This is a genomic window from Corallococcus sicarius (assembly GCF_003611735.1).
Classification (GTDB): domain Bacteria; phylum Myxococcota; class Myxococcia; order Myxococcales; family Myxococcaceae; genus Corallococcus; species Corallococcus sicarius.
This window is the reverse complement of record NZ_RAWG01000037.1, coordinates 1-19,376: the sequence shown is the minus strand read 5'-3', so window position 1 is coordinate 19,376 and position 19,376 is coordinate 1. Positions and strand designations below refer to the sequence as shown.

Here is a 19,376-nt window from a genome sequence, read left to right as displayed (position 1 = left end):
CTGCCTGCTGGGCATCCGGTGCCAGCGCGCGTCAGGAGCTGCAGCTCACCACGAGGTGTCGTCCCCAGGACGGAGGGGCTGCCGCGTAGGCCTCCGAGCCCGGGTGTTCGTCGAAGGGCGCGGACACGAGCGCGAGCACCCGGTCCACCTCCGCGAAGTCTCCCTCCTGCGCACGGGCGATGGTCTGCTGCGCCACCCAGTTGCGCAGGACGTACTTCGGATTGACGCGGTCCATGCGCGCGGAGCGGACAGCGTCCTCGCTGCCTTCGGAGGCCAGCCGCGCCCGGTAGCGCGCGGCCCACGCATCGAAGTCCTCCGGCGGCAGGAAGTGGTCGCGCAGCGGCGCGTTGCGAGCGTCAGGCTGCGAGTCGAACCGGTTCAGCGCGCGGAAGAAGCGCGTGTAATCCACGTGCGAGCGCGCCATCACCGCGAACAGGTCCTCCACGAGCGCGCGATCCCCGTCACGGGCCTCCGTGAGCCCCAGCTTCTCGCGCATGCGCGCGAGGAAGTGCGCGGCGAACGAGGGCTGGAAGGCGCCCAGCGCGGCGCGCGCTTCGTCCTCGGTGATGAGCGTCAGCAGCGCTTCGCCCAGACAGGCCAGGTTCCACAGCGCGATGCGCGGTTGCTGGTTGAACGCGTAGCGGCCCTGGGGGTCGGAGTGGTTGCAGATGAAGCCGGGGTCGAAGTCGTCCAGGAAGCCGTAGGGCCCGTAGTCCAGCGTGAGCCCCAGGATGGACATGTTGTCGGTGTTCATCACGCCGTGCGCGAAGCCCACCGCCTGCCACCCCGCCACGAGCCGCGCGGTGCGCTCCACCACCTCCGCGAAGAAGCGCGCATGGCGCCCCTCCGGCCCCGGCTCCAACAGGTGCGGGAAGTGGTGCGTGAGGACGTGGTCCGCGAGCGTGGCCACGTGGCCGGGCTGCCCGGTGTGGTGGAAGAACTCGAAGGTGCCGAAGCGCACGTGCGACGGCGCCAGCCGCACCAGCATCGCCCCGGTCTCCACGTCCTCGCGGTACACCGGCGTGCGGCTGCCCAGCACGCACAGCGCCCGCGTGCTCGGGATGCCCAGGGCGTGCAGGGCCTCTCCGGCCAGGTACTCGCGCAGGGTGGAGCGCAGCACCGCGCGCCCGTCGCCTCCACGAGAGAAGGGCGTGGGGCCACCTCCCTTCAGGTGCAGGTCCCACTTCGCGCCGTCGGGGGCGCGCACCTCGCCCAGGAGCAGCGCGCGGCCGTCTCCCAGGCGTGGCACGTACCCGCCGAACTGGTGCCCCGCGTACACCATGGCCAGGGGCTCCATGCCGGGCAGCAACCGCGCCCCGCCGAACACCTGCGCGAACTCCGGGCGCGTCGCCGCGTCCGCGTCCAGGCCCAGCAGCCGCAGCGCCGCCGGGTTCACGCTCACCACGTGCGCGTCCGGGAAGGGCGCGGGGGCCACCCGGGCGGCGAACCCGGGCGGCAGGCGGGCGTAGGTGTTGTCGAAGACGAGCTGTTCGAGCGGGGCCATGGCCTTCGCGGCACGCGGACGTCAGGGGACCTGCATGCCCCGCTGCACGGCGGGACGGCTGCCCACGCGGTGCAGGTACTGGGGGAGGCTGTGCAGGCCCTCGAAGAGGTCGGGGTGCATGTCGCGCGCGCCCTTCAGCCAGGGGTACGTGGCGATGTCCGCGATGGAGTACGTGGTGGCCAGGTAGTCGCGCGAAGCCAGTTGCCGGTCGAGGACGCCCAGGATGCGCTTGGACTCCGAGAGGAAGCGTTCGATGCCGTAGGGAACCTTCGTGGGGGCGTAGTTCCGGAAGTGGGTGAGCTGGCCCAGCATGGGGCCCACGCCGCCCATCTGGAACATCAGCCACTGCGTCACCTCCGCCTTGCCGCGCGGGTCCGAGGGCATCAGCGCGCCCGTCTTCTCCGCGAGGTACAGCAGGATGGCGCCAGACTCGAAGAGCGCCAGCGGACGGCCCCCCGGCGCCGCGTGGTCCACGATGGCCGGAATCTTGTTGTTGGGGTTGATGGCCAGGAACTCGGGCTTGAACTGGTCGCCCTTGGTGATGTCCACCACCTTGACGTTGTAGGGGATGCCCAGCTCTTCCAGGGCGACGGAGATCTTGCGGCCGTTGGGCGTCTTGAACGTGTACAGGTCGATCATGTCTTCACTCCCGTGAGCTGTTCGCTCACCTGCCAGAGCCGCTCCGCGAGCGCTTCGTCCCTTGCGGCGGATGAAGGCTTCGCCTTGCGGCATTTGTTGAAGTACTCCCCGCTGACGTCCGCGACCTCGGGCGAGGACGCCAGGTACACCGACGTGCGCGCGCCCTTCTCCGCGGAGATCATGAACGGCGCGCCCAGCTGCACAACGTAGCGGAAGAAGCCCTGGCTGTTGTGGCCGAAGCCCGTGCGCACCAGCCCCGGGTGCAGCGCGTTCGCGGTGACGCGCGTGCCCTGGAGGCGCTTCGCGAGGCCCTTGGCGAACAGGATGTTGGAGAGCTTGGCGTTGCCATAGACGCGGATGCCGTCGTAGCGCTGGCTTTCCGTCTGCGGATCCTCCAGGAAGCGGGGGTTCGCGAAGCGGTGCCCTTCCGACGACACGTTGATGATGCGCCCCTGGGGGCTTGCCACCAGCAGGTCGCGCAGCAGGTGCGTGAGGAGGAAGTGGGACAGGTGGTTCGTGGCGAACGTGGCCTCGTAACCATCCACCGTCACCTGCCGCCGGTCGATGATGAGGCCCGCGTTGTTGACGAGCACGTCCAGGCGCGGATGGCGGGCGCGGAACGCCTCGGCCAGCGCTCGCACGGACGCAAGCGACGACAGGTCCGCGAGCAGCGACTCCACGCGGGCCTGGGGAACGGCTTCGCGCACGGCGGCGACGGTGGCGGCTGTACGCGCCGCGTCACGGCCGGACAGCACCAGCGTGGCCCCCTGTCGGGCCAGCGCCTTCGCCGTCTCCTGGCCAATGCCGCCGGTGGCCCCGGTGATGAGGCACACCTTGCCATCCAACCGGTTGTCCTGAGCCTGTGCCGCCATGGGACGCGCCCTCCTGGAATCCGGGGACGCGTTCTATACGGATGGGGACCTGCCCGCGCAGGAGAACCTGCGCGGGAGTCTGACAGGCGTCAGGTGGTGGCCTGGGTGATGTCCTCGGCGACGCGGCCGCGGCGGGGGCTGCCCCGGGGCGGGACGGTGACGCCCACGCGGGCATCGCCGTTGAGGTGGCTCTCCAGGAACCAGAGGTCCTCCTCCGTCTCCCCGAGCGTCTGGGTGAGGATGTCCGCGGTGACCGGGTCGTTCACCTCGTCCGACTTGGTGATGCCGTCGCGGACGCTGGCGGCGTAGCGGCCGACGCGCTCGACCAGCGCGCGGATGTGCGACTCGCCGTCCACGGCCTGCAGGTCGTACTCGGGCAGCTGGCTGTTGTTGCTGGCCAGGCGGATGGTGCCCTGGGCGTAGCCCCCCAGCGCGCCCGCGCGCTCGGCGTAGGCGTCCGCGTGCTTGCGCGCGTGCTTGGCCACCTCGTCGAAGAGCAGGTGCCGGCTGTAGAAGTGCGTGCCGCGGATGTTCCAGTGCGCCTGCTTCACCTGCCAGTGCAGGTCGACGGCGTTGGCGAGCACTGTGTTGAGCATGTCGATGAGCTCTTCGCGCGCATCCTGAGGAAGGTTCACGTGGCTGGTGGAGTACATGGTCCGTATCCCTCGTTATGTGGGTTGCGCGCGGCAAGGCGTCGCGGCGCTTCCGGAAGGGTGGGGACGGCCTCCCTGGGACGCCACGGCGGTGTGGGCCCCGCCTGGTCGCACGGCCGGCTTGATGACCAGGCGACCAGACGGCATGTGCTCTCAGGTGGAGCTGGGAGCAGTCAGGCGGGCGGCCAGTTCCGTGGCGGCGCGCTCGCCGGACTCCACGGCGCCATCCAGGTAGCCACAGCCCTCGATGGCCGTCTCCGTGCCTGCCCAGTGTACCCGGCCGAACGGGGCCCGCAGGGCGTCGCCCACGGCGGTGAGGGTGCCGGGGCGGGGCAGGCCCACGTAGCAGCCGGTGCTGAACGCCTCCGCCTTCCAGTCCAGCTCCGCCACCGCGAGCGGCGTGAGCGCCTGGGCGCCGAAGAAGCGCGCGAAGCCCTCCAGCGCGGCCCGGTGGATGTCTTGGGCAGGGCGGCCGGTCCACGTGCGCGCGGTGTCGCCCAGGAAGAAGCCCACGAGCGCGGGGTGGTGTCCGCCGGAGCCGCAGTCGTCGAAGCACAGCCGCACGGGGCCCACGTCGCTGACGGCCTCACCGGACAGCCCGGCTTCGCGCCAGAAGGGGGTGGCGTAGGTGGCCACGACCTTGATGACGCTGCCCATGGGCAGGTCCGCGTGGACGCGGCGGCGGGCGGTGGGGAGGTCCGCGCCGAAGTCGATGCGCTCGGCGAGCGCGGGCGGTGTGGCCACCACGGCGTAGCGCGCGCGAAAGGTCCGGCCGTCCTCGGTGGTGACGCTGACGCCGCGAGCATCCTGGAGGACGGCGCGCACGGGGGCGGAGAGGATGACGCGGCCCGGAGGAAGCTTCTCCGCGAGCCGCTGTGAGAGGGATTGCGCGCCGTCCACGAAGCGCTCCGCCTGGGCGCCGCCCTCGATTTCGGTGAGGGGCATGAGGCCGCCGTTGGAGTGCACGTAGGAGAGGAAGTGCAGGAACGACAGCTCTGAAGGCTCCGCGGCGAACACCGCGCGGGTGGCGATGTCCAACGCGGCGCGAGCGCCCCACGTGGGCACATGGCGCTGCTTCCATTGCTCCACGGTGAGGGCGTCCCATTCAGCAGCGCGGGGCGCGGCGGAGGGGCGCTCCCGGGGGACGCGTCTGGCCAGGCCCTCCAGCTTCCACACCGTGCGTTGCAGGTCCAGGAGTGACAGGAGGGGCAGGGACGGCACCTTGCCCTGGTAGGTGCGACGCTCGCCGCGCACCTCCAGCACCTTGGTGCCCTGGTGGTGCTGGGCGAAGCGGGCAAGGCCCAGGCCATCCGCGAGCCGCAGGATGTGGCGCTGGCGGGGGCCCACCCACTGGCCGCCCAGGTCCACGAGCCCGCCGCCCACGTCGCGGGTGAGGGTGCGGCCGCCCACGCGGTCGCGCGCCTCCAGCACGGCCACGGTGGCGCCGGTGCGGGAGATGTCCCGGGCGGCGGTGAGGCCCGCGAGGCCCGCGCCGATGACGACCACGTCCACGCGGGTGTCCATAGGGCGGCGGACTCTATGCCGGAAGCGGCGGGTGGCTAGGATGCGCGTGGGAGTCGTTCGTCGGGAAGGGTGGAGGACCGGATGTTCGCGTTGGAAATGGTGGAGAAGGTGCGGCAGGTGTCACCGGGCGCGGCGAACGCGCTGACGACGCTCGCGGTGAAGAACATCGTCCCGCTGGCGGCGGCGATGGGCTACCGGGTGGACGAGGTGACGGACGCGCGCGTGAGGGCGACGGTGCCGCTCAACCGCAAGACGAAGAACCACGTGGGCAGCGTGTACCTGGGCGCCCAGGTGACGGTGATGGAGCTGACGATGGGCGTGATGCTCTTCCGCCGCTTCCCGCCGAGTCAGTACAAGATGCTCGTCAACCGCATGGAGGTGGCGTTCCACGCGAAGGCGAAGAGCGCGGTGAGCGCGGTGTGCGAACCCCCGGAGGACGTGCTGGCGGGGCTCGCCTCGTCGCTGCAAGCGAAGGGCGACAAGGCGGAGGCGTGGATCCCCGTGCAGTTGTTGGGCGCGGACGGCCAGCGCGTCGCGGAGGCGCGCTTCCTGGCGGTGTTCAAGCGCGGCTAGCGCTGCGGCTCTTCCTCCACCAGGAAGTCGCCCACGGCCTTCCACATGGCCTCGAACTGGGGCCGGCGGAAGCCCGAGCCGGAGATGAGCCAGTCCACGTGCGGGGGCTGGTGCGCCGGCTGGTCGAAGTGGCCAATGGCATCCAGGTGGTCCGCGCGCACCGCCGCCAGCACGCGCCCGTACACCTGCGAGCGCGTGGGCACGATGCCGTCACACGCCGTGGGGCCCGGCATCGCGCCGTAGGCCTGCACCAGCGCCGCCGTCTGCGCGGGCGTGTGCAGGGGCAGTTGCGTCAGCGGCATTCGCTGCGTCTGCCCGTACACGAACGCGTAGATGGTGTGCGTGAGCTGCGCGTACGGATCCATGCCCGCCGCCAGCCGCGTGCGGAAGGACGGCGGCCGGGACTGCGTCACCACGGAGCCGTACCGCACGCCGGGCCGGTCATGCGTGGAGGCATTGAACAGGTCGATGCCTTCCGGCGTGAGCTGCGGAATCAGCGACGTGTCGCGCCCCACGTCCCCCAGGAACTTCGCCACCGCGTCGCGCCGCTCGCTGGAGAAGTCCCCCAGGAGCTGGTCGAAGATCTGATCCAGCAGCGTGGCCTTCCACCCCAACTGGTTGTCCGCGCGCGCCATCAGGTGCCCGAAGCGGAACACCACGCTCAGGGGCAGCCGGCCGAAGCGCAGCACGTACATGGTGAACAGCGACAACAGCTTCAGGAGCTGCTGGCCGAACAGCCCCAGGAAGAACGTGGCCAGCGGCGTGCCCGCGTGCGGCGCGGACAGCGTCACCACCGTGCGCACCCGGCGCGCGAAGGGCTCCAACTCCAGCCCCTCCGTCAGCTGCGCCCCGGGGCTGACGAACAGCCGGGCGTCCAGCCCGCCCGTGGAGTGGCCCACCAGGTGGATGGGGCCGTCGTCGCCGGACGCCGTCTCGTTCACGGCCTTGAGCAGGTCCGCGGTGCGCTGACGGATGGACGCCGTGGGGTGCGAGACGACCGTCACCACCTCCGCGTTCAACCCCCGGCGGGCCAGGTCGTTCTTCAGGAACTCGTACGTGTGGCCGAAGTAGAGGAGCTCGCCCAGGTTGGTGAAGCCGAAAAAACCGGGGACGAGGTACACGTGGTGCTTCGCGGACATTGCGACCCAGCATACCCGACCCCCCGCGCACCGGCTCGGAATACCCGGCGGCCTGCCTGGTTGACGCGCGCCCGTCCGCATTGACAGAACCGGACGCCTTTTCCCTCTTGCCCAAGGAAGACTCCCCGTGCACCGCAGACTGCTCGCGCTCGGCCTGCTGTTGTCCCTCCCCGCCGCCGCGGAGGAGGGCATGTGGACCTATGACGCCTTTCCCGCCGACGCGGTGAAGAAGGCCTACGGCTTCGCGCCCGACCAGGCCTGGCTGGACAAGGTGCGCCTGGGCTCGGTGCGGCTCGCGGGCGGCTGCTCGGCCAGCTTCGTGTCGCCGGACGGCCTGGTGATGACGAACCACCACTGCGTGCGCGGCTGCATCGAGGACCTGACCACCGCGAAGGACGACCTGCTCGCCAAGGGCTTCCTGGCGAAGTCCGCGAAGGAGGAGCGGCGCTGTCCCAAGATTGAAGCCAACCAGCTGGTGGAGATGACGGACGTCACCGCGCGGATGAACACCGCGACGAAGGGCCTCACCGGCGCCGCCTTCAACACCGCGCTCAAGAAGGAGACGGCCGCCGTGGAGGCCGCGTGCGCCACCGGCACCGACGTGAGATGCGACGTGGTGACGCTCTACAACGGCGGCAAGTACCAGCTCTACAAGTACCGCCGCTTCCAGGACGTGCGCCTCGTCTTCGCCCCCGAGTTCTCCATGGCCGCCTTCGGCGGGGACGCGGACAACTTCAACTTCCCGCGCTACGGCTACGACGTGGCCTTCATGCGCGTGTGGCAGGGCGACGCCCCGGCCAAGAGCCCGGACTACCTGCCGTGGGCGAAGGAGGGCGTGAAGGAGGGTGACCTCGTGTTCGTCTCCGGCCACCCCGGCGGCACCGAGCGCAAGAGCACCGTCGCGGAGCTGGAGTTCCAGCGCGACGTGGCGCTGCCCCAGACCCTGCTGTCGCTGGCGGAGATGCGCGGGATGCTGCGCGAGTACGCCAGCGGCTCGCCGGACCGCTACCGGATGGCGCGCGCGCGCCTGCGCAGCGTGGAGAACGGCCTCAAGTCGCTCAAGGGCCGGCAGGAGGCGCTGGCGGACCCCGCGCTGCTCGCGCGCAAGCGCCAGGAGGAGGCGGAGCTCAAGAAGCGCATCGACGCGAACCCCCAGGCGAAGGCCTCCACCCAGGGCATGTGGGAGGAGACGTCCCGCGCGCTGGACACGTGGCGCCGGACCCTGAACGACTACCGGATGAAGGGCGCGGGGGACGCGTTCCGCTCGGAGCTGTTCACCCACGCGCAGCAGCTGGTGCGCGCGGCGGAGGAGCTGCCCAAGCCCAACGCGGAGCGCCTGCGCGAGTACACCGACGGTCAGCTCCCCGGCCTGCGCCAGCAGCTCCTGCGCGAGGCGCCCATCCCCCCGGAGCTGGAGACGCTGGGGATGACGTTCGGCTTCAACAAGCTGCGCGAGACGCTGGGCGCGGATGACGCGTTCGTGAAACTGGTGCTGGGCAAGGAGGCACCGGCGGACCTCGCGCGCTCGCTGGTGCGTGGCACGAAGCTGGGCGACGTGAACGTGCGCAAGGCGCTGCTGGAGGGAGGCAAGGCCGCGGTGGAGGCCTCCAAGGATCCGATGATCCTCCTGGCGCGCAAGGTGGACGCCCAGACGCGCGCGTCGCGCAAGCAGTACGAGGACACGGTGGAGGCGGTGCTCAAGCGCAACGGCGAGCGGCTCGCGAAGGCGTACCTCGCGGTGAACGGCACGGCGGGCGCGCCGGATGCCACCTTCACGCTCCGCCTCAACTACGGGCAGGTGAAGGGCTGGGATGACAACGGCAAGCCCGTGCCCGCGCTGACCACGTTCGGCGGCGCGTACGGGCGCGACACCGGCAAGGAGCCCTTCAAGCTGCCCGACCCGTGGGTGAAGGCGAAGGGGAAGGTGCCGGAGGAGACGCCGCTCGACATGGCGACGACCCACGACATCATCGGCGGCAACTCCGGCTCGCCGGTGGTGAACCGCGACGGGCACGTGGTGGGCCTCATCTTCGACGGCAACCTGCCGTCGCTGGGCGGCCGCTTCGCCTACGTGCCCGAGTCCAACCGCGCGGTGGCGGTGCACGGCGACGGCATCCTCGCCGCGCTGGAGCACGTGTACGGCGCCACGCGCGTGGTCAACGAGCTGAAGCGTCCGGTCGCGCCCGCTGCCCCAGCACGCTGAAGCGGAGGCGCTGGGGAGGAGCCGCGCGGGTCGAAATGTGTTGATGATAGGCGCATGTCGTCGCCCGCGGCCCATCCCTCCCTGCCCTCTCTCGTGCCCCCACCGGGCGAGCTCCTTCGCACGCAGCGAAAAGCAGGCCGGTCCGCCGTGGTCGGGCTGATACTCCTCTGGGGCGCCGCCTTCGTGAGCCCCTTCCTGGCCTACCAGGAGGACGTGAAGACGGCGGAGGGCGAACTCCTCGCCCACCTGTCGGACCGCGCGGGCCTCCAGGCCCAGGCCCTGGGCGCCCATCTCGGACTGCTGCGCTCGGAGCTGCAACGGCTCGCGGAGCACCCGTCGCTCAGACCCGAGGATGGAGCCACGGGAAACGAGGTCGCGCTCCTCGAGAACGCCTTCGGCCACACGTCCCTCTTCTCGGCGGGAGTCGCGCTGGTGTCAGCGGGCGGCGAGCGCATGTGGAGCGACCCGGCGGACATGCCGCTCGGGCGCACACCGCTCGCCTCGCGCAGGTGGTTCCGGCGGATCGTGGAACAGCGGGTCGCTTCGGTCGGACTGCTGGACGAGGAAGGCGGAGGGCTCGTCGCGGTCGCGGTCCCCATCGTGCGCGACGAGCGCGTCGTGGGCCTGCTCGTGGGCGAGCTCGCGACGGCGAACGAGCTGCTCCCGACGACCCCTCGCGGGACGGACGAGTCCATGGTCGCCCTGCTCGGCGAGCGCGGTCGGCTCCTCCTGCCGGCAGCGCCCCCGCCCCTCTTGCGCCAGCCGGAGCTCGCCACCCACCTCCGCCCGCTGGTGGACGCTCCCGGGGCTGTCTCGCTCGGAGGCACGCGGCTGCTCGGCGCGGCGGCGCTCGTTCCCGGAACCGACATGCTGCTCGCCGTGCTCGATGACGAGGCGCGGGATCGCGAGATGCTCAAGCGCCGCTACCTCGGCCAGCTCGGCTTTCACTCCGCGCTGCTCGGCGGCGTGCTCCTCCTCTTCACGGTGCTCCTGCGTCGCTCCTACCGTTCGCTGGTGGCCGCCGAAGAGCGCTTGCGGCACCAGGAGACGATGGCGGCGCTCGGCACGGCCTCCTCGCTCATCGCCCACGAGGTGAAGAACGCGCTCAACAGCATGCAGGCCGCGCTCAGCATGATTCGCGCGAAGGGAGGGGAGACGACCCTGCCCGTCCAGGCGCTGCGTTCCCAGGCGGACCGGCTCGGCCACCTTGCCCGCTCCTTGCTGAGCTTTGCTTCCCCGCAGTCCACGCAGCGGCGCAGCTGTGAGATGCACCTGCTCGTCCAGGACGCGCTTCAAGCCGTGAGGCTCCTGCCGGAAGCAGCGGATGTCGCCATCGAGACCACGCTGCAGGAGGGGCTCTTCGTGAAGGGGGACCCGACGCTGCTGGTCTCCGCGGTCGACAACCTCATGCGCAACGCCGTCGAAGCCGGTGCCGTGGCCCATGATATAGGTCAGCAGACCACGCCTCGCGTCGAGGTCCGGCTCCTTCGCGAAGCCGGAGAGGTGGTGCTCGTCGTGGAGGACAACGCGGGCGGAGTGCCCCCGGCCTTCGAGCCGCGGCTCTGGGAGCCCTTCGCGGTGGGGCGGTCGAAGGGCATCGGGCTCGGGCTGCCGATGGTGCGCACGGCCATCCGTGCGCATGATGGAGGAAGTGTTTCCTACACCCGCGTGCCTGGAGGCAGCCGCTTCACGGTCCGCCTTCCGCTCGAGAAGATGGCGTCATGAGCACCTCCCTGCTGCTCGTCGATGACGACAGGACCTTCTCCTCGCTCGCGGCATCCATGCTGAGCCAGGAAGGTTTTCGCGTCCGGGTTGCTCGCTCACTGCATGAGACCCGCGCCGCGCTCGCTGCCGAGGCGCCTGACCTGGTCGTGCTGGATCGACGGCTGCCGGACGGAGATGGGCTCGTCTTCCTCCCCGAGCTGCGGGCCCAGCTTCCGGCCACCGTCGTGCTGATGGTGACCGCGCACGGCGACATCGAGAGCGCTGTCGAGGCCATCCGGGCGGGGGCTCGCGACTACCTGAGCAAGCCGGTCGAGATTGACGACCTGGTGATGCGCGCACGCCGCGCGGCAAGCGACCTCCAGCTCCAGGAGCGGCTGCGCCAGGCCGAGAGCGTCCTCGAAGGACGGCATCGGATGGCGGAGTCCCGCTCGCCGACGATGCAGCGAACCCTGGAGATGCTGGAGCGGATCGCCACCACTCCGCGCAGTCCCGTCCTGCTGCTCGGGGAGACGGGGACCGGCAAGGCGGTGCTCGCCCGCCACCTCCACGCCCTGCGCCAGAAGCAGGGCGCCTTCGTGCAGATCAACTGCGCCGCGCTCCCGGACACGATGATGGAGAGCGAGCTCTTCGGACACGAGCGCGGCGCCTTCACGGATGCGAAGACGGCGAGGCGCGGGCTCGTGGAGCTCGCGAGCGATGGGCTCCTCTTTCTCGACGAGGTGGGGGAGCTGCCGCTCGCGCTCCAGGCCAAGCTGCTCACGTTCCTCGACAAGGGGGCCTTCCGACGACTCGGTGGCACGACGGAGCTCACGAGCACCGCCCGCATCGTGGCGGCCACCAACAAGGACCTCGAAGCGGAGGTCACCGCCGGGCGCTTTCGCGAGGACCTCCTCTTCCGGCTCAGCGTGTTCCGGGTGGAAGTGCCCCCCTTGCGCGAGCGTCGAGAGGATGTGCTGCCACTCGCACGGACGCTCGTGCTGGAGCTCTGCTCGGAGCTCGGTCGGCGCCCGGTCCCCTTCTCCGCCGCCGCGGAGGAGCGCCTGCTGAGCTATCCCTTCCCCGGCAATGTGCGGGAGCTGCGCAACGTGCTCGAGCGGGCGCTCGTGCTCGAACTCGGGCCCTCGCTCGAGCTGCCGTCCCTCGCCAAGGGGGGCGGCACGCCGGCCCCGAGCGACCCCAACGCCTTCTCCGTGTCAGGCCCACCTCGGCCGCTCGATGAAGTGGATCGGCTCTATGTCCGGCACGTGCTCGAGCAGCTCGGCGGCAGGCGCATGGAGGCGGCCCGCGCACTGGGCCTGTCCTATCCGACCTTTCTCCGCCGCCTGGAGGAGAACCCACCCTCTGAGTGAAGGACTTAAAAAGTCTTTCATCGGCTGAGCCGCGGGCTTCAAGTTTCTTTCATCCCTTGGTCCGAATGCGTCACGCCCTCGCCCGGAAAGGCCCCGGATCGGCTGGCACGACGATTGCCTAGCCCCTGCTGTCACGTTGAGCCCCTGTACGGGCTCGGCAGGTGACAGGGGAGCTCAAGCAATGAATTCGGTTGGAAAAGCTGCGGAGGCGAAGCCCTCGTTCAAGGAGATCCTCGCCTCGGATCTGCCGGCTTCGCTGGTGGTGTTCCTGGTGGCCCTGCCCCTGTGCATGGGCATCGCGCTCGCCTCCGGAGCGCCCATCATGGCGGGACTCATCGCGGGCGTCGTGGGCGGCATCGTGGTGGGCCTGATGGGTGGCGTGCCGCTTCTCGTGAGCGGCCCCGCGGCGGGCCTCGCGGTGATGGTCTTTGGCTTCATCCAGGAGCTGGGCTTCGCCGTGACGTGCGCGGCGGTGGCCGTGGCGGGGCTCGTGCAGGTGGCGCTCGGCGCGCTGAAGGTGGCGCGTTCGGCGCTTGCCATCTCGCCGGCCGTGATCCACGGCATGCTCGCGGGCATCGGCATCCTCATCGTGCTGGGGCAGGTCCACATCGTTCTGGGCGGCTCTCCGCAGAGCAATGCCTGGAACAACCTGCGGGAGCTGCCCGGGCAGGTGATGGACCTTCATGGTCCGGCCACGCTGCTGGGTCTGCTCACGCTGGGAATCCTCATCGCGTGGCAGTTCCTGCCGAACGGGCGGTTGAAGAAGGTCCCGGGGCCGCTGGTGGCGGTCGTGGGCGGAACCGCGATCGCGGCGCTGTTGAACGCGGACGTGGCACGCGTGCAGCTGGCGGCGGATGCGCTGTCGGCCATCAAGCTGCCTTCGCTTCCTGAAGGGGCGGCGTGGGGCGCCTTCGCCGTGGCGGTGCTGTCCCTCGCCCTCGTGGCGAGCGCCGAATCGCTCTTGAGCGCGGTGGCGACGGACAAGCTCCACACGGGCGCGCGGGCGAACCTGGATCGCGAGCTGCTCGCGCAGGGCGTGGCGAACACCCTCTCCGGTCTGGTCGGCGGTCTGCCCATCACCGGCGTCATCGTGCGCAGCGCGGCGAACATCAACGCCGGCGCGAAGACGCGCTGGTCGGCGGTGCTCCACGCGGTGTGGATGCTCGCCTTCATCACCCTGCTGGGAGGGCTCGCGTCCTACGTGCCCCTGACGGTGCTCGCCGGTCTGCTCGTGCACGTGGGCCTGAAGCTCGTGAACCTCGCCCACATCCGGGAGCTGCGGCACCGGGGCGAGCTGCCCGTCTACCTCATCACCGTGGCCGGCGTCGTGGGCATCAACCTGCTCGCGGGCATCGGGCTCGGACTCGGCGCGGCCATCCTCCGGCTCCTGTGGCAGCTCGGCCAGGTGCGCGTGGAGCGTCAGGTCTCCAATGACGTTCACCAGGTCTGCATCAGCGGCGCGCTGACGTTCGTCGGGGTGCCCAAGCTGTCGACGGCGCTCGCGCAGATTCCCTCCGGCTCCAAGGTGGAGGTGGACGTGGCGGTGAACACGCTCGACCACTCCGGCTTCGAGGCGCTGGAGAGCTGGGCGGACACGCACCGCAAGACGGGCGGCACCGTGGTCATGGAGCCGCTCGAGGACGTCTGGAAGCGGCGTGAAGCGCGCGCGGCCCCCGCCGCGGAGCCTGCCGCGGCTCTCGCCCCTTCGTCCCCTGTTCATCACGTTTCGACTCTCGCTTCCGGAGGTGCACAGTGAAGAAGCTCATCAGAGGCCTGCTCGATTTCCAGCGTCACACCCTGCCCTCGTACCGGGCGACCTTCGCGAGGCTCGCCAAGGGGCAGTCTCCTGATTGCCTCTTCATCAGCTGCTCGGACAGCCGCGTGGTGCCGAACCTGCTCGTCTCCACGGACCCCGGTGACCTCTTCACCGTGCGCAACGTGGGCAACCTCGTTCCGCCCGCCGTGCGCAACGGGCAGTCCACGGCGGATCGCTCGGAGGCGGCGGCCATCGAGTTCTCCCTGGGCTTCCTGCCCATCGAGGACGTCGTGGTCTGCGGACACTCGAGCTGCGGCGCGATGAAGGCCATCCTGGCCGGCGGCGTCGTGGACGGCGCACCGAACCTCGAGCAGTGGCTCGCGCACGGAACGCCCTCGCTCAAGGCGCTGCGGGAGAACACCCAGGTGGGCGCGGGGCTGCCCGACGCGGATCGCCTCTCCCAGCTCAACGTCCTCGAGCAGCTGGAGCACCTGAAGACCTACCCCATCGTGCGGGACCGGCTCGCGGCGGGAACGCTGCGGCTGCACGGCTGGTGGTTCGACATCGGGGCGGCCCAGGTCCACGCCTACCGCCCTGACCTCGGCCGCTTCGTCCCCATCGACGAGACCGAGGGGGATCGGCTCCTGACGGAGCTGAGCGACGCCTCCGGAGAGGACTCGCAGCAGCCGGCGCTCCGCGCCGTCCAGTAAGTCGGTATCGAGCCTCAGCGATTCCGCGTCCTGCGCGGATCGCTGGGGCTCCTGACTTCCAGCAGACGTCTCCCACCGCGACGCGTCGGATGCCCGACAACGACGGCCCAGGACCTCCCGGGTGCTTGGTGCATTGCGTCAGGGCCTCACTATGTTGGGGGTGCGGACAGGGTGTCCGCCTCTGACTTCGCACGGTTGCGTCCCCCGGGGCGTCTTCCGTCCGGGCAGGTTCCCGCGCCGGTTGGGAGCCAGGGCCCGTCGTGCAGTAGCATCGCGCTCGTCTGCACCGGGGGGAGGGAGGATGCACGATGGTGGTGGAGGCCCCGGAGCCCCGGACGATGTCGGCCATCATGTTCACGGACATGGAGGCCCCCGCAGGTCAACGCTGGCGGGATGAGTCACTACAACAAGACCTGCACGAGGAGCATGGCAGGCTCGTGCGGGAGCTGCTGCCGCGCCATGGTGGGCGCGAGGTGAAGCAGCTGGAGGAGGGCGGGTTCCTGCTGGAGTTCCAGGCGGGGCTGCCCGCGGTGTCGTTCGCGCTGGAGTGGCGCGCCGCCGTGGATGCGCGCAACCGCGTGGCGCCCCTGGACCGGAGGATGTCCGTCCGTGCCGGCGCGCACCTGGGCTTCGTGGTGCACCGCGACGGCGACGTGTTCGGCGAGGGCGTCAACCTGGCGGCCCGCATCGAGTCGCTGGCGCGTCCGGGCACCGTGTACGTCAGCGAGACACTGGCCGCGCAGGTGGCAGGCTGCCTCCAGGCGCCCCCGGTGCGGCTGGGCCGCAACGAGCTGAAGAACATCCGGCTGCCGGTGGCGGTGTTCCGCATCGACGCGCCGGTGGAGCCCCGGGCGGAGGGCGCGCTCATGTCGCGCGTGCGTTCACTCCTGGGCCGTCGGCGGGTCCCCGCGGGCGGTTGAGGCCTGACGGACGGGCGCGCGGCGGTAAGGTGCCGCGCCATATGTCCGACATCACCCTGGTCGTTGGTTCGAAGAACTTCTCCTCGTGGTCGCTGCGCCCCTACCTGGCCCTGGCCCACACCGGCCAGTCGTTCCGCGAGGTGCTCGTTCCGCTGGATACGCCGGAGACGGCGGCCCTCATCGCCATGCACTCGCCCAGCGGCCGGGTGCCGGTGCTCAAGCACGGTGACACGGTGGTGTGGGACTCGCTGTCCATCTGCGAGTACCTGGCGGAGACCTTCCCCGACGCGCGGCTGTGGCCCCGGGACAGCGCGACGCGCGCGATGGCGCGCTCGGTGACGTCGGAGATGCACTCGGGCTTCCAGGCGCTGCGCACCCACCTGCCCATGGACATCTCCGCGCGCAAGACGGTGCCGGGCGTGGACGCGCCGGGCGTGCACGCGGACGTCGCGCGCATCCAGGCGCTGTGGGCCGGCTGCCGCGAGCGCTATGGCAAGGAGGGCCCGTTCCTCTTCGGCGCCTTCAGCATCGCGGACGCGTTCTACGCGCCGGTCATCACGCGCTTCGTCACCTACGGCGTCCCGTTCCGCCCGGAACTCACCGCGTACCGCGACGCGGTGCTCGGGCTGCCCGCGATGCTCAAGTGGACCGAGGCCGCCGCGGGCGAGCCGCCCCTGGCCCGCTACCGCCAGGCCTCAAAGCCCTAGCGACTTCAGCCGCGCGTCGAACGCGGGCGCGTCCGTGAAGACGAACCCGCGCAGGCCCAGGGCGCGCGCCGCGTCCACGAACTCGGGCAGGTCGTCGAAGAAGGCGGCCTCGTCCGGCGCGCAGCCCGCCTGCTCCAGCGCGAGCCGGTAGATGGCCGGCTCCGGCTTCACCGCGCCCACCTCGCAGCTGAGCACCAGCGCGTCGAAGCGCTGGAGCAGCGGCAGCAGGGGCTTCAAGTACGCCACGTGCAGCGCGTTGGTGTTGGACACCAGCACCAGCTTCACCCGGCCGACGAGCCCCTCCACGCGCGGCAGCACGGCGTCGTGCACCGTGAAGTGGCTGCTCCACAGGGGCGCGAACTCCTCCATCGGCAGGTCCACGCCCAGCGCGCCGCACACGTCCCGGCGGATGCCCTCCGCGTCCAGCAGCCCGCGGTTCGCCGCGGTCCACCCGGCGCCGGTGAGCCGCCGGGAGGCCTCCTCGGGGGCAAGCCCCGCCCGGGCCGCGAGCCGCGCGAAGAGCCGCGCGTTGTCGTGGAACACCAACACATTGCCCAGGTCCAACAGCAGGGCCTTCACGGCGGGGACAGCGGCCATGGCGGACTCTCCTCAACGGCAGCGGACAGGGACTAGATGCGGTACGCCCGCGCGACGCCTTCCATCCGGCCCGCCACTTCCTGCAGCCGCCGCGCGGCGCCGGTGGTGGACTTCAGGCTGGCCTGCGTCTCGGTCATCATCGAGGACAGGTCCGTCACCGCGCTGAAAATCTGGGCGATGCCCGCGTTCTGCTGGCTCACCGCGCCGGCGATCTGCCGCGCCGCCGCGGCGTTGTCCTGGACGATGGTGGCCAGCTCCCGCAGGTGCTCACCGCTCGTGCGCACCTGATCCAACCCTTCGGCGACGCTCGCGTGGCTCTGCTCGGTCATCTTCGCGGTGGAGATGATGGCGTGGCCCAGGTCCCCCAGGACGTCGCGCACCTTCTCCGTGGCCTGGATGGACTGGTCCGCCAGGTTGCGGATCTCCCGCGCCACCACGCTGAAGCCCTTGCCGTGCTCGCCGGAGCGCACCGCTTCGATGGCCGCGTTGAGCGCGAGCATGTTGGACTGGTCCGCCAGGTCCTTCACCGTCTGGGTGATGCCGCCAATCTGCTGCGTGCGCTCGTTGAGCTGCACGATGCGCATGGCCATCTCACCGGACTGTTCATGCAGGCCCTGGAAGCCGTCCAGGCTGTCGCGGATGGCGCCCTCGCCCGCGCGGCCCACCTCTTCGGCCCGGGCGGCCACGCTCATCACCGTGTCCGCCTTCTCCGCGGCCAGGAGCGACGTCTGTTTGATCTCCTGCGCGGTGACCTGCGTCTCCTGGAGCGCCGCGGCCTGCCGGGCCACGTTGCGCTCCTGCACCTCGGAGGCGAGGTTGAGCTCCGCCACCGTCTCACTGAGCACGCGCGTGCCCTGGTGCAGGCTGGTGGCCGTCTCGTGCAGGTTCTTCATCATCTGCGCGAAGGCCTCCGTCAGCTCGCCCACCTCGTCCCGGCCCACCTGCACCTGCATCACCTGGGTGAGGTCGCCCTCCTTCACGACGCGGCGGACCACCTCGCTCAGCGCGCGCAGGGGGCGGGTGATGCCGCGCGCGAGCACCCACGACCCCAGCCCCACCGCCGCCACGAAGAGGGCCGCGAGCCCCAGCACCAGCCGGCGCATCTGGTTCAGGGGCGCGTACGCCTCCGCGGGATCCACCTGGGCCAGCACCTTCCACCCGTCGCCCACGTCGCGCACGTCGGTGCCGTTCACCGCCGCCACCGCGACCCGGCCGGTGTCGTCGTGCGCGCCCTTGCGCGTGTCGAACAGCGTCTTGCCATCCGCGCCCAGCAGCTCCAGGGAGAAGCTGGCGTGGCCGCGCTGCTGGGCCCGGGTGAGCGCGGGCTTCACCAATTCCTCCAGCTGTCCCCAGTCGAACGCGGCCAGCAGCACGCCCAGGCGCTTGCCGCCCTCGTCCAGCACCGGCACCGCCAGCGGCAGCACGTGCACGCTGAAGATGGGGTCCTCCACGTCCACGCCCTCCGCCGTGGTGCGGCCGGCCTGGGCCTCGCGGAACCACGCTGACGCGCGCACCTGGGCTGCGCTTCCCGCGTACGCATCGCGCAGCGCGGGCGTGCTCGCGGAGATCGCCACGCCGTCGTCGGTGAAGAGCACGATGCCGTTGAGCGTGAGGTAGCGCCGCTGCAGCAGCGCCAGCATCGCGTCGCTGGCGGCCAGGTCCTTCGTGCGCAGCGCGCCCCGCAGCACCGGGTCCTCCGCCCAGCTGTTCGCGCTCGCCTCGCGCTCCGCCAGCGTGGACTCGAGCAGGTCCTTGAACCCCTCGGCCTCCATGCGCAGCGAGGAGTCGATCTGCGCCTCCGTCTGACGGCGCATCAGCGAGTCCTGCAACCCGGTGAGGGCCAGCAGCGGCACGCACGACACCAGCGTCATGTAGAGCAGCAGCCGGCCACGCAGCGTCAGGGACCGCAAGAAGGGAGAAGGCATGGCACGTCGGGCGAGAAGGGAGGTAACCCAGGTCCTATACCAGAACCCAGGCGACATACCCCTCGGTCCGCCGTCTGCCTATAGCAGGGGCACCCGGTCAGGCAGCTCCCGCGCCGGCAGGTTCGAGTAGTCCGCGTCCAGGTCCAGACGCACCCGCTGCTTCACGCGCGTGCTCAGCTGGCCGCGCAGCATGCCCAGGAACTGTGGCGGCGCGGCGATGACCAGTTGGTCGAAGGCGTGCGTGTCCACGCCCTTGTCCAGGTGGGCGCACAGCTCCCGGGCGAAGCGCTCGTGCTCCAGCTCCTTGCGGGCGTTGGGGTCGTTCTCCGTCACGGGGCCGTGCAGCGTGCCCGCATTCGGGTTGTCCGGCTGATTGTAGAGCTCAGTCGACTTGGTCCGGCTCTCGTCATGTTGGAACTGTTCGATGAGGTCCCACTTCTCCGCCTTCGCCGCATCCGTGGCAAAGAGCCGGGCGCGACTCGCGTTGGCCACCAGGATCCAGAGCCTCTTGTCCGCCATCTTCACGCCTCCTTGTGTCTAGAGGAGTGAGGACCCGCCTCGTCCCCGGCAAGCTTCCCCC

At 70.7% G+C, this 19,376-nt stretch carries 17 protein-coding genes; 8 read left to right on the top strand and 9 right to left on the bottom strand.

Translation table 11 applies throughout. The features are described 5' to 3' along the window. Nucleotides 1-31 precede the first annotated feature (31 nt). The 5 genes from D7X12_RS08215 to D7X12_RS08195 all read right to left on the bottom strand — a co-directional run bounded on the left by D7X12_RS08215 (nt 32) and on the right by D7X12_RS08195 (nt 5,192). Nucleotides 32-1,504 (bottom strand): protein adenylyltransferase SelO, encoded by a 1,473-nt coding sequence (locus D7X12_RS08215; RefSeq protein WP_120624709.1) that lies wholly within the window; start codon nt 1,502-1,504, stop codon nt 32-34. 21 nt (nt 1,505-1,525) lie between these two features. Then, nucleotides 1,526-2,143, bottom strand: a complete 618-nt coding sequence (locus D7X12_RS08210; protein WP_120624708.1) for a glutathione S-transferase N-terminal domain-containing protein — start codon at nt 2,141-2,143, stop codon at nt 1,526-1,528. Then, a complete protein-coding gene (locus D7X12_RS08205; protein WP_208718887.1) occupies nt 2,140-3,015 on the bottom strand; it encodes an SDR family oxidoreductase in 876 nt (291 codons plus the stop codon). The genes D7X12_RS08210 and D7X12_RS08205 overlap by 4 nt, the downstream gene beginning before the upstream one ends. Nucleotides 3,016-3,104: 89 nt before the next feature. Then, nucleotides 3,105-3,668, bottom strand: coding sequence for a DNA starvation/stationary phase protection protein Dps (gene dps / locus D7X12_RS08200; RefSeq protein WP_120624707.1), 564 nt, complete (start codon nt 3,666-3,668; stop codon nt 3,105-3,107). Nucleotides 3,669-3,821: 153 nt separating this feature from the next. Beyond that, nucleotides 3,822-5,192, bottom strand: a complete 1,371-nt coding sequence (locus tag D7X12_RS08195) for a flavin monoamine oxidase family protein (protein WP_120624706.1) — start codon at nt 5,190-5,192, stop codon at nt 3,822-3,824. Between the two features lie 81 nt (nt 5,193-5,273). Between D7X12_RS08195 and D7X12_RS08190 the strand changes: the two genes are divergently transcribed. After that, nucleotides 5,274-5,765, top strand: a complete 492-nt coding sequence (locus D7X12_RS08190; RefSeq protein ID WP_120624705.1) for a DUF4442 domain-containing protein — start codon at nt 5,274-5,276, stop codon at nt 5,763-5,765. On the opposite strand, the gene D7X12_RS08185 is transcribed toward D7X12_RS08190, so the two are convergent. Then, on the bottom strand, nt 5,762-6,904 hold the full coding sequence (locus D7X12_RS08185; RefSeq protein WP_120624704.1) for an esterase/lipase family protein: 1,143 nt from the start codon (nt 6,902-6,904) through the stop codon (nt 5,762-5,764). The two genes, D7X12_RS08190 and D7X12_RS08185, sit on opposite strands and share 4 nt — an antisense overlap. A gap of 127 nt (nt 6,905-7,031) precedes the next feature. On the opposite strand from D7X12_RS08185, the gene D7X12_RS08180 reads away from it, so the two are divergent. The 7 genes from D7X12_RS08180 (at nt 7,032) to D7X12_RS08150 (ending at nt 16,274) form a co-directional block, all read left to right on the top strand. Further along, nucleotides 7,032-9,107 carry a S46 family peptidase gene (locus D7X12_RS08180; RefSeq protein WP_120624703.1) on the top strand — a complete coding sequence of 692 codons (2,076 nt, stop codon included), beginning with the start codon at nt 7,032-7,034 and terminating at the stop codon, nt 9,105-9,107. Between the two features lie 147 nt (nt 9,108-9,254). Then, nucleotides 9,255-10,832, top strand: coding sequence for a sensor histidine kinase (locus tag D7X12_RS08175; protein WP_341868207.1), 1,578 nt, complete (start codon nt 9,255-9,257; stop codon nt 10,830-10,832). Continuing rightward, on the top strand, nt 10,829-12,181 hold the full coding sequence (locus D7X12_RS08170; protein ID WP_120624701.1) for a sigma-54-dependent transcriptional regulator: 1,353 nt from the start codon (nt 10,829-10,831) through the stop codon (nt 12,179-12,181). Before D7X12_RS08175 ends, D7X12_RS08170 begins: the two co-directional genes overlap by 4 nt. 181 nt (nt 12,182-12,362) lie before the next feature. Then, a complete protein-coding gene (locus D7X12_RS08165; protein WP_120624700.1) occupies nt 12,363-13,937 on the top strand; it encodes a SulP family inorganic anion transporter in 1,575 nt (524 codons plus the stop codon). After that, entirely contained in the window at nt 13,934-14,647 is a 714-nt protein-coding gene (locus D7X12_RS08160; RefSeq protein ID WP_120624699.1) for a carbonic anhydrase, read from the top strand. The genes D7X12_RS08165 and D7X12_RS08160 overlap by 4 nt, the downstream gene beginning before the upstream one ends. A gap of 308 nt (nt 14,648-14,955) precedes the next feature. After that, on the top strand, nt 14,956-15,567 hold the full coding sequence (locus D7X12_RS08155) for an adenylate/guanylate cyclase domain-containing protein (RefSeq protein ID WP_120624698.1): 612 nt from the start codon (nt 14,956-14,958) through the stop codon (nt 15,565-15,567). A gap of 41 nt (nt 15,568-15,608) precedes the next feature. Beyond that, nucleotides 15,609-16,274 carry a glutathione S-transferase family protein gene (locus D7X12_RS08150; RefSeq protein ID WP_120624697.1) on the top strand — a complete coding sequence of 222 codons (666 nt, stop codon included), beginning with the start codon at nt 15,609-15,611 and terminating at the stop codon, nt 16,272-16,274. Here D7X12_RS08150 and D7X12_RS08145 read toward each other — a convergent pair. The 3 genes from D7X12_RS08145 to D7X12_RS08135 form a co-directional block, all read right to left on the bottom strand. Next, the gene (locus D7X12_RS08145; protein WP_120624696.1) at nt 16,263-16,871 is read right to left on the bottom strand and encodes an HAD family hydrolase; all 609 of its coding nucleotides are present in this window, start codon (nt 16,869-16,871) and stop codon (nt 16,263-16,265) included. The two genes, D7X12_RS08150 and D7X12_RS08145, sit on opposite strands and share 12 nt — an antisense overlap. A gap of 32 nt (nt 16,872-16,903) precedes the next feature. Continuing rightward, nucleotides 16,904-18,796 carry a methyl-accepting chemotaxis protein gene (locus tag D7X12_RS08140; protein WP_120624695.1) on the bottom strand — a complete coding sequence of 631 codons (1,893 nt, stop codon included), beginning with the start codon at nt 18,794-18,796 and terminating at the stop codon, nt 16,904-16,906. Between the two features lie 78 nt (nt 18,797-18,874). Further along, nucleotides 18,875-19,315 (bottom strand): host attachment protein, encoded by a 441-nt coding sequence (locus D7X12_RS08135; protein ID WP_120624694.1) that lies wholly within the window; start codon nt 19,313-19,315, stop codon nt 18,875-18,877. Between the last annotated feature and the right edge of the window lie 61 nt (nt 19,316-19,376).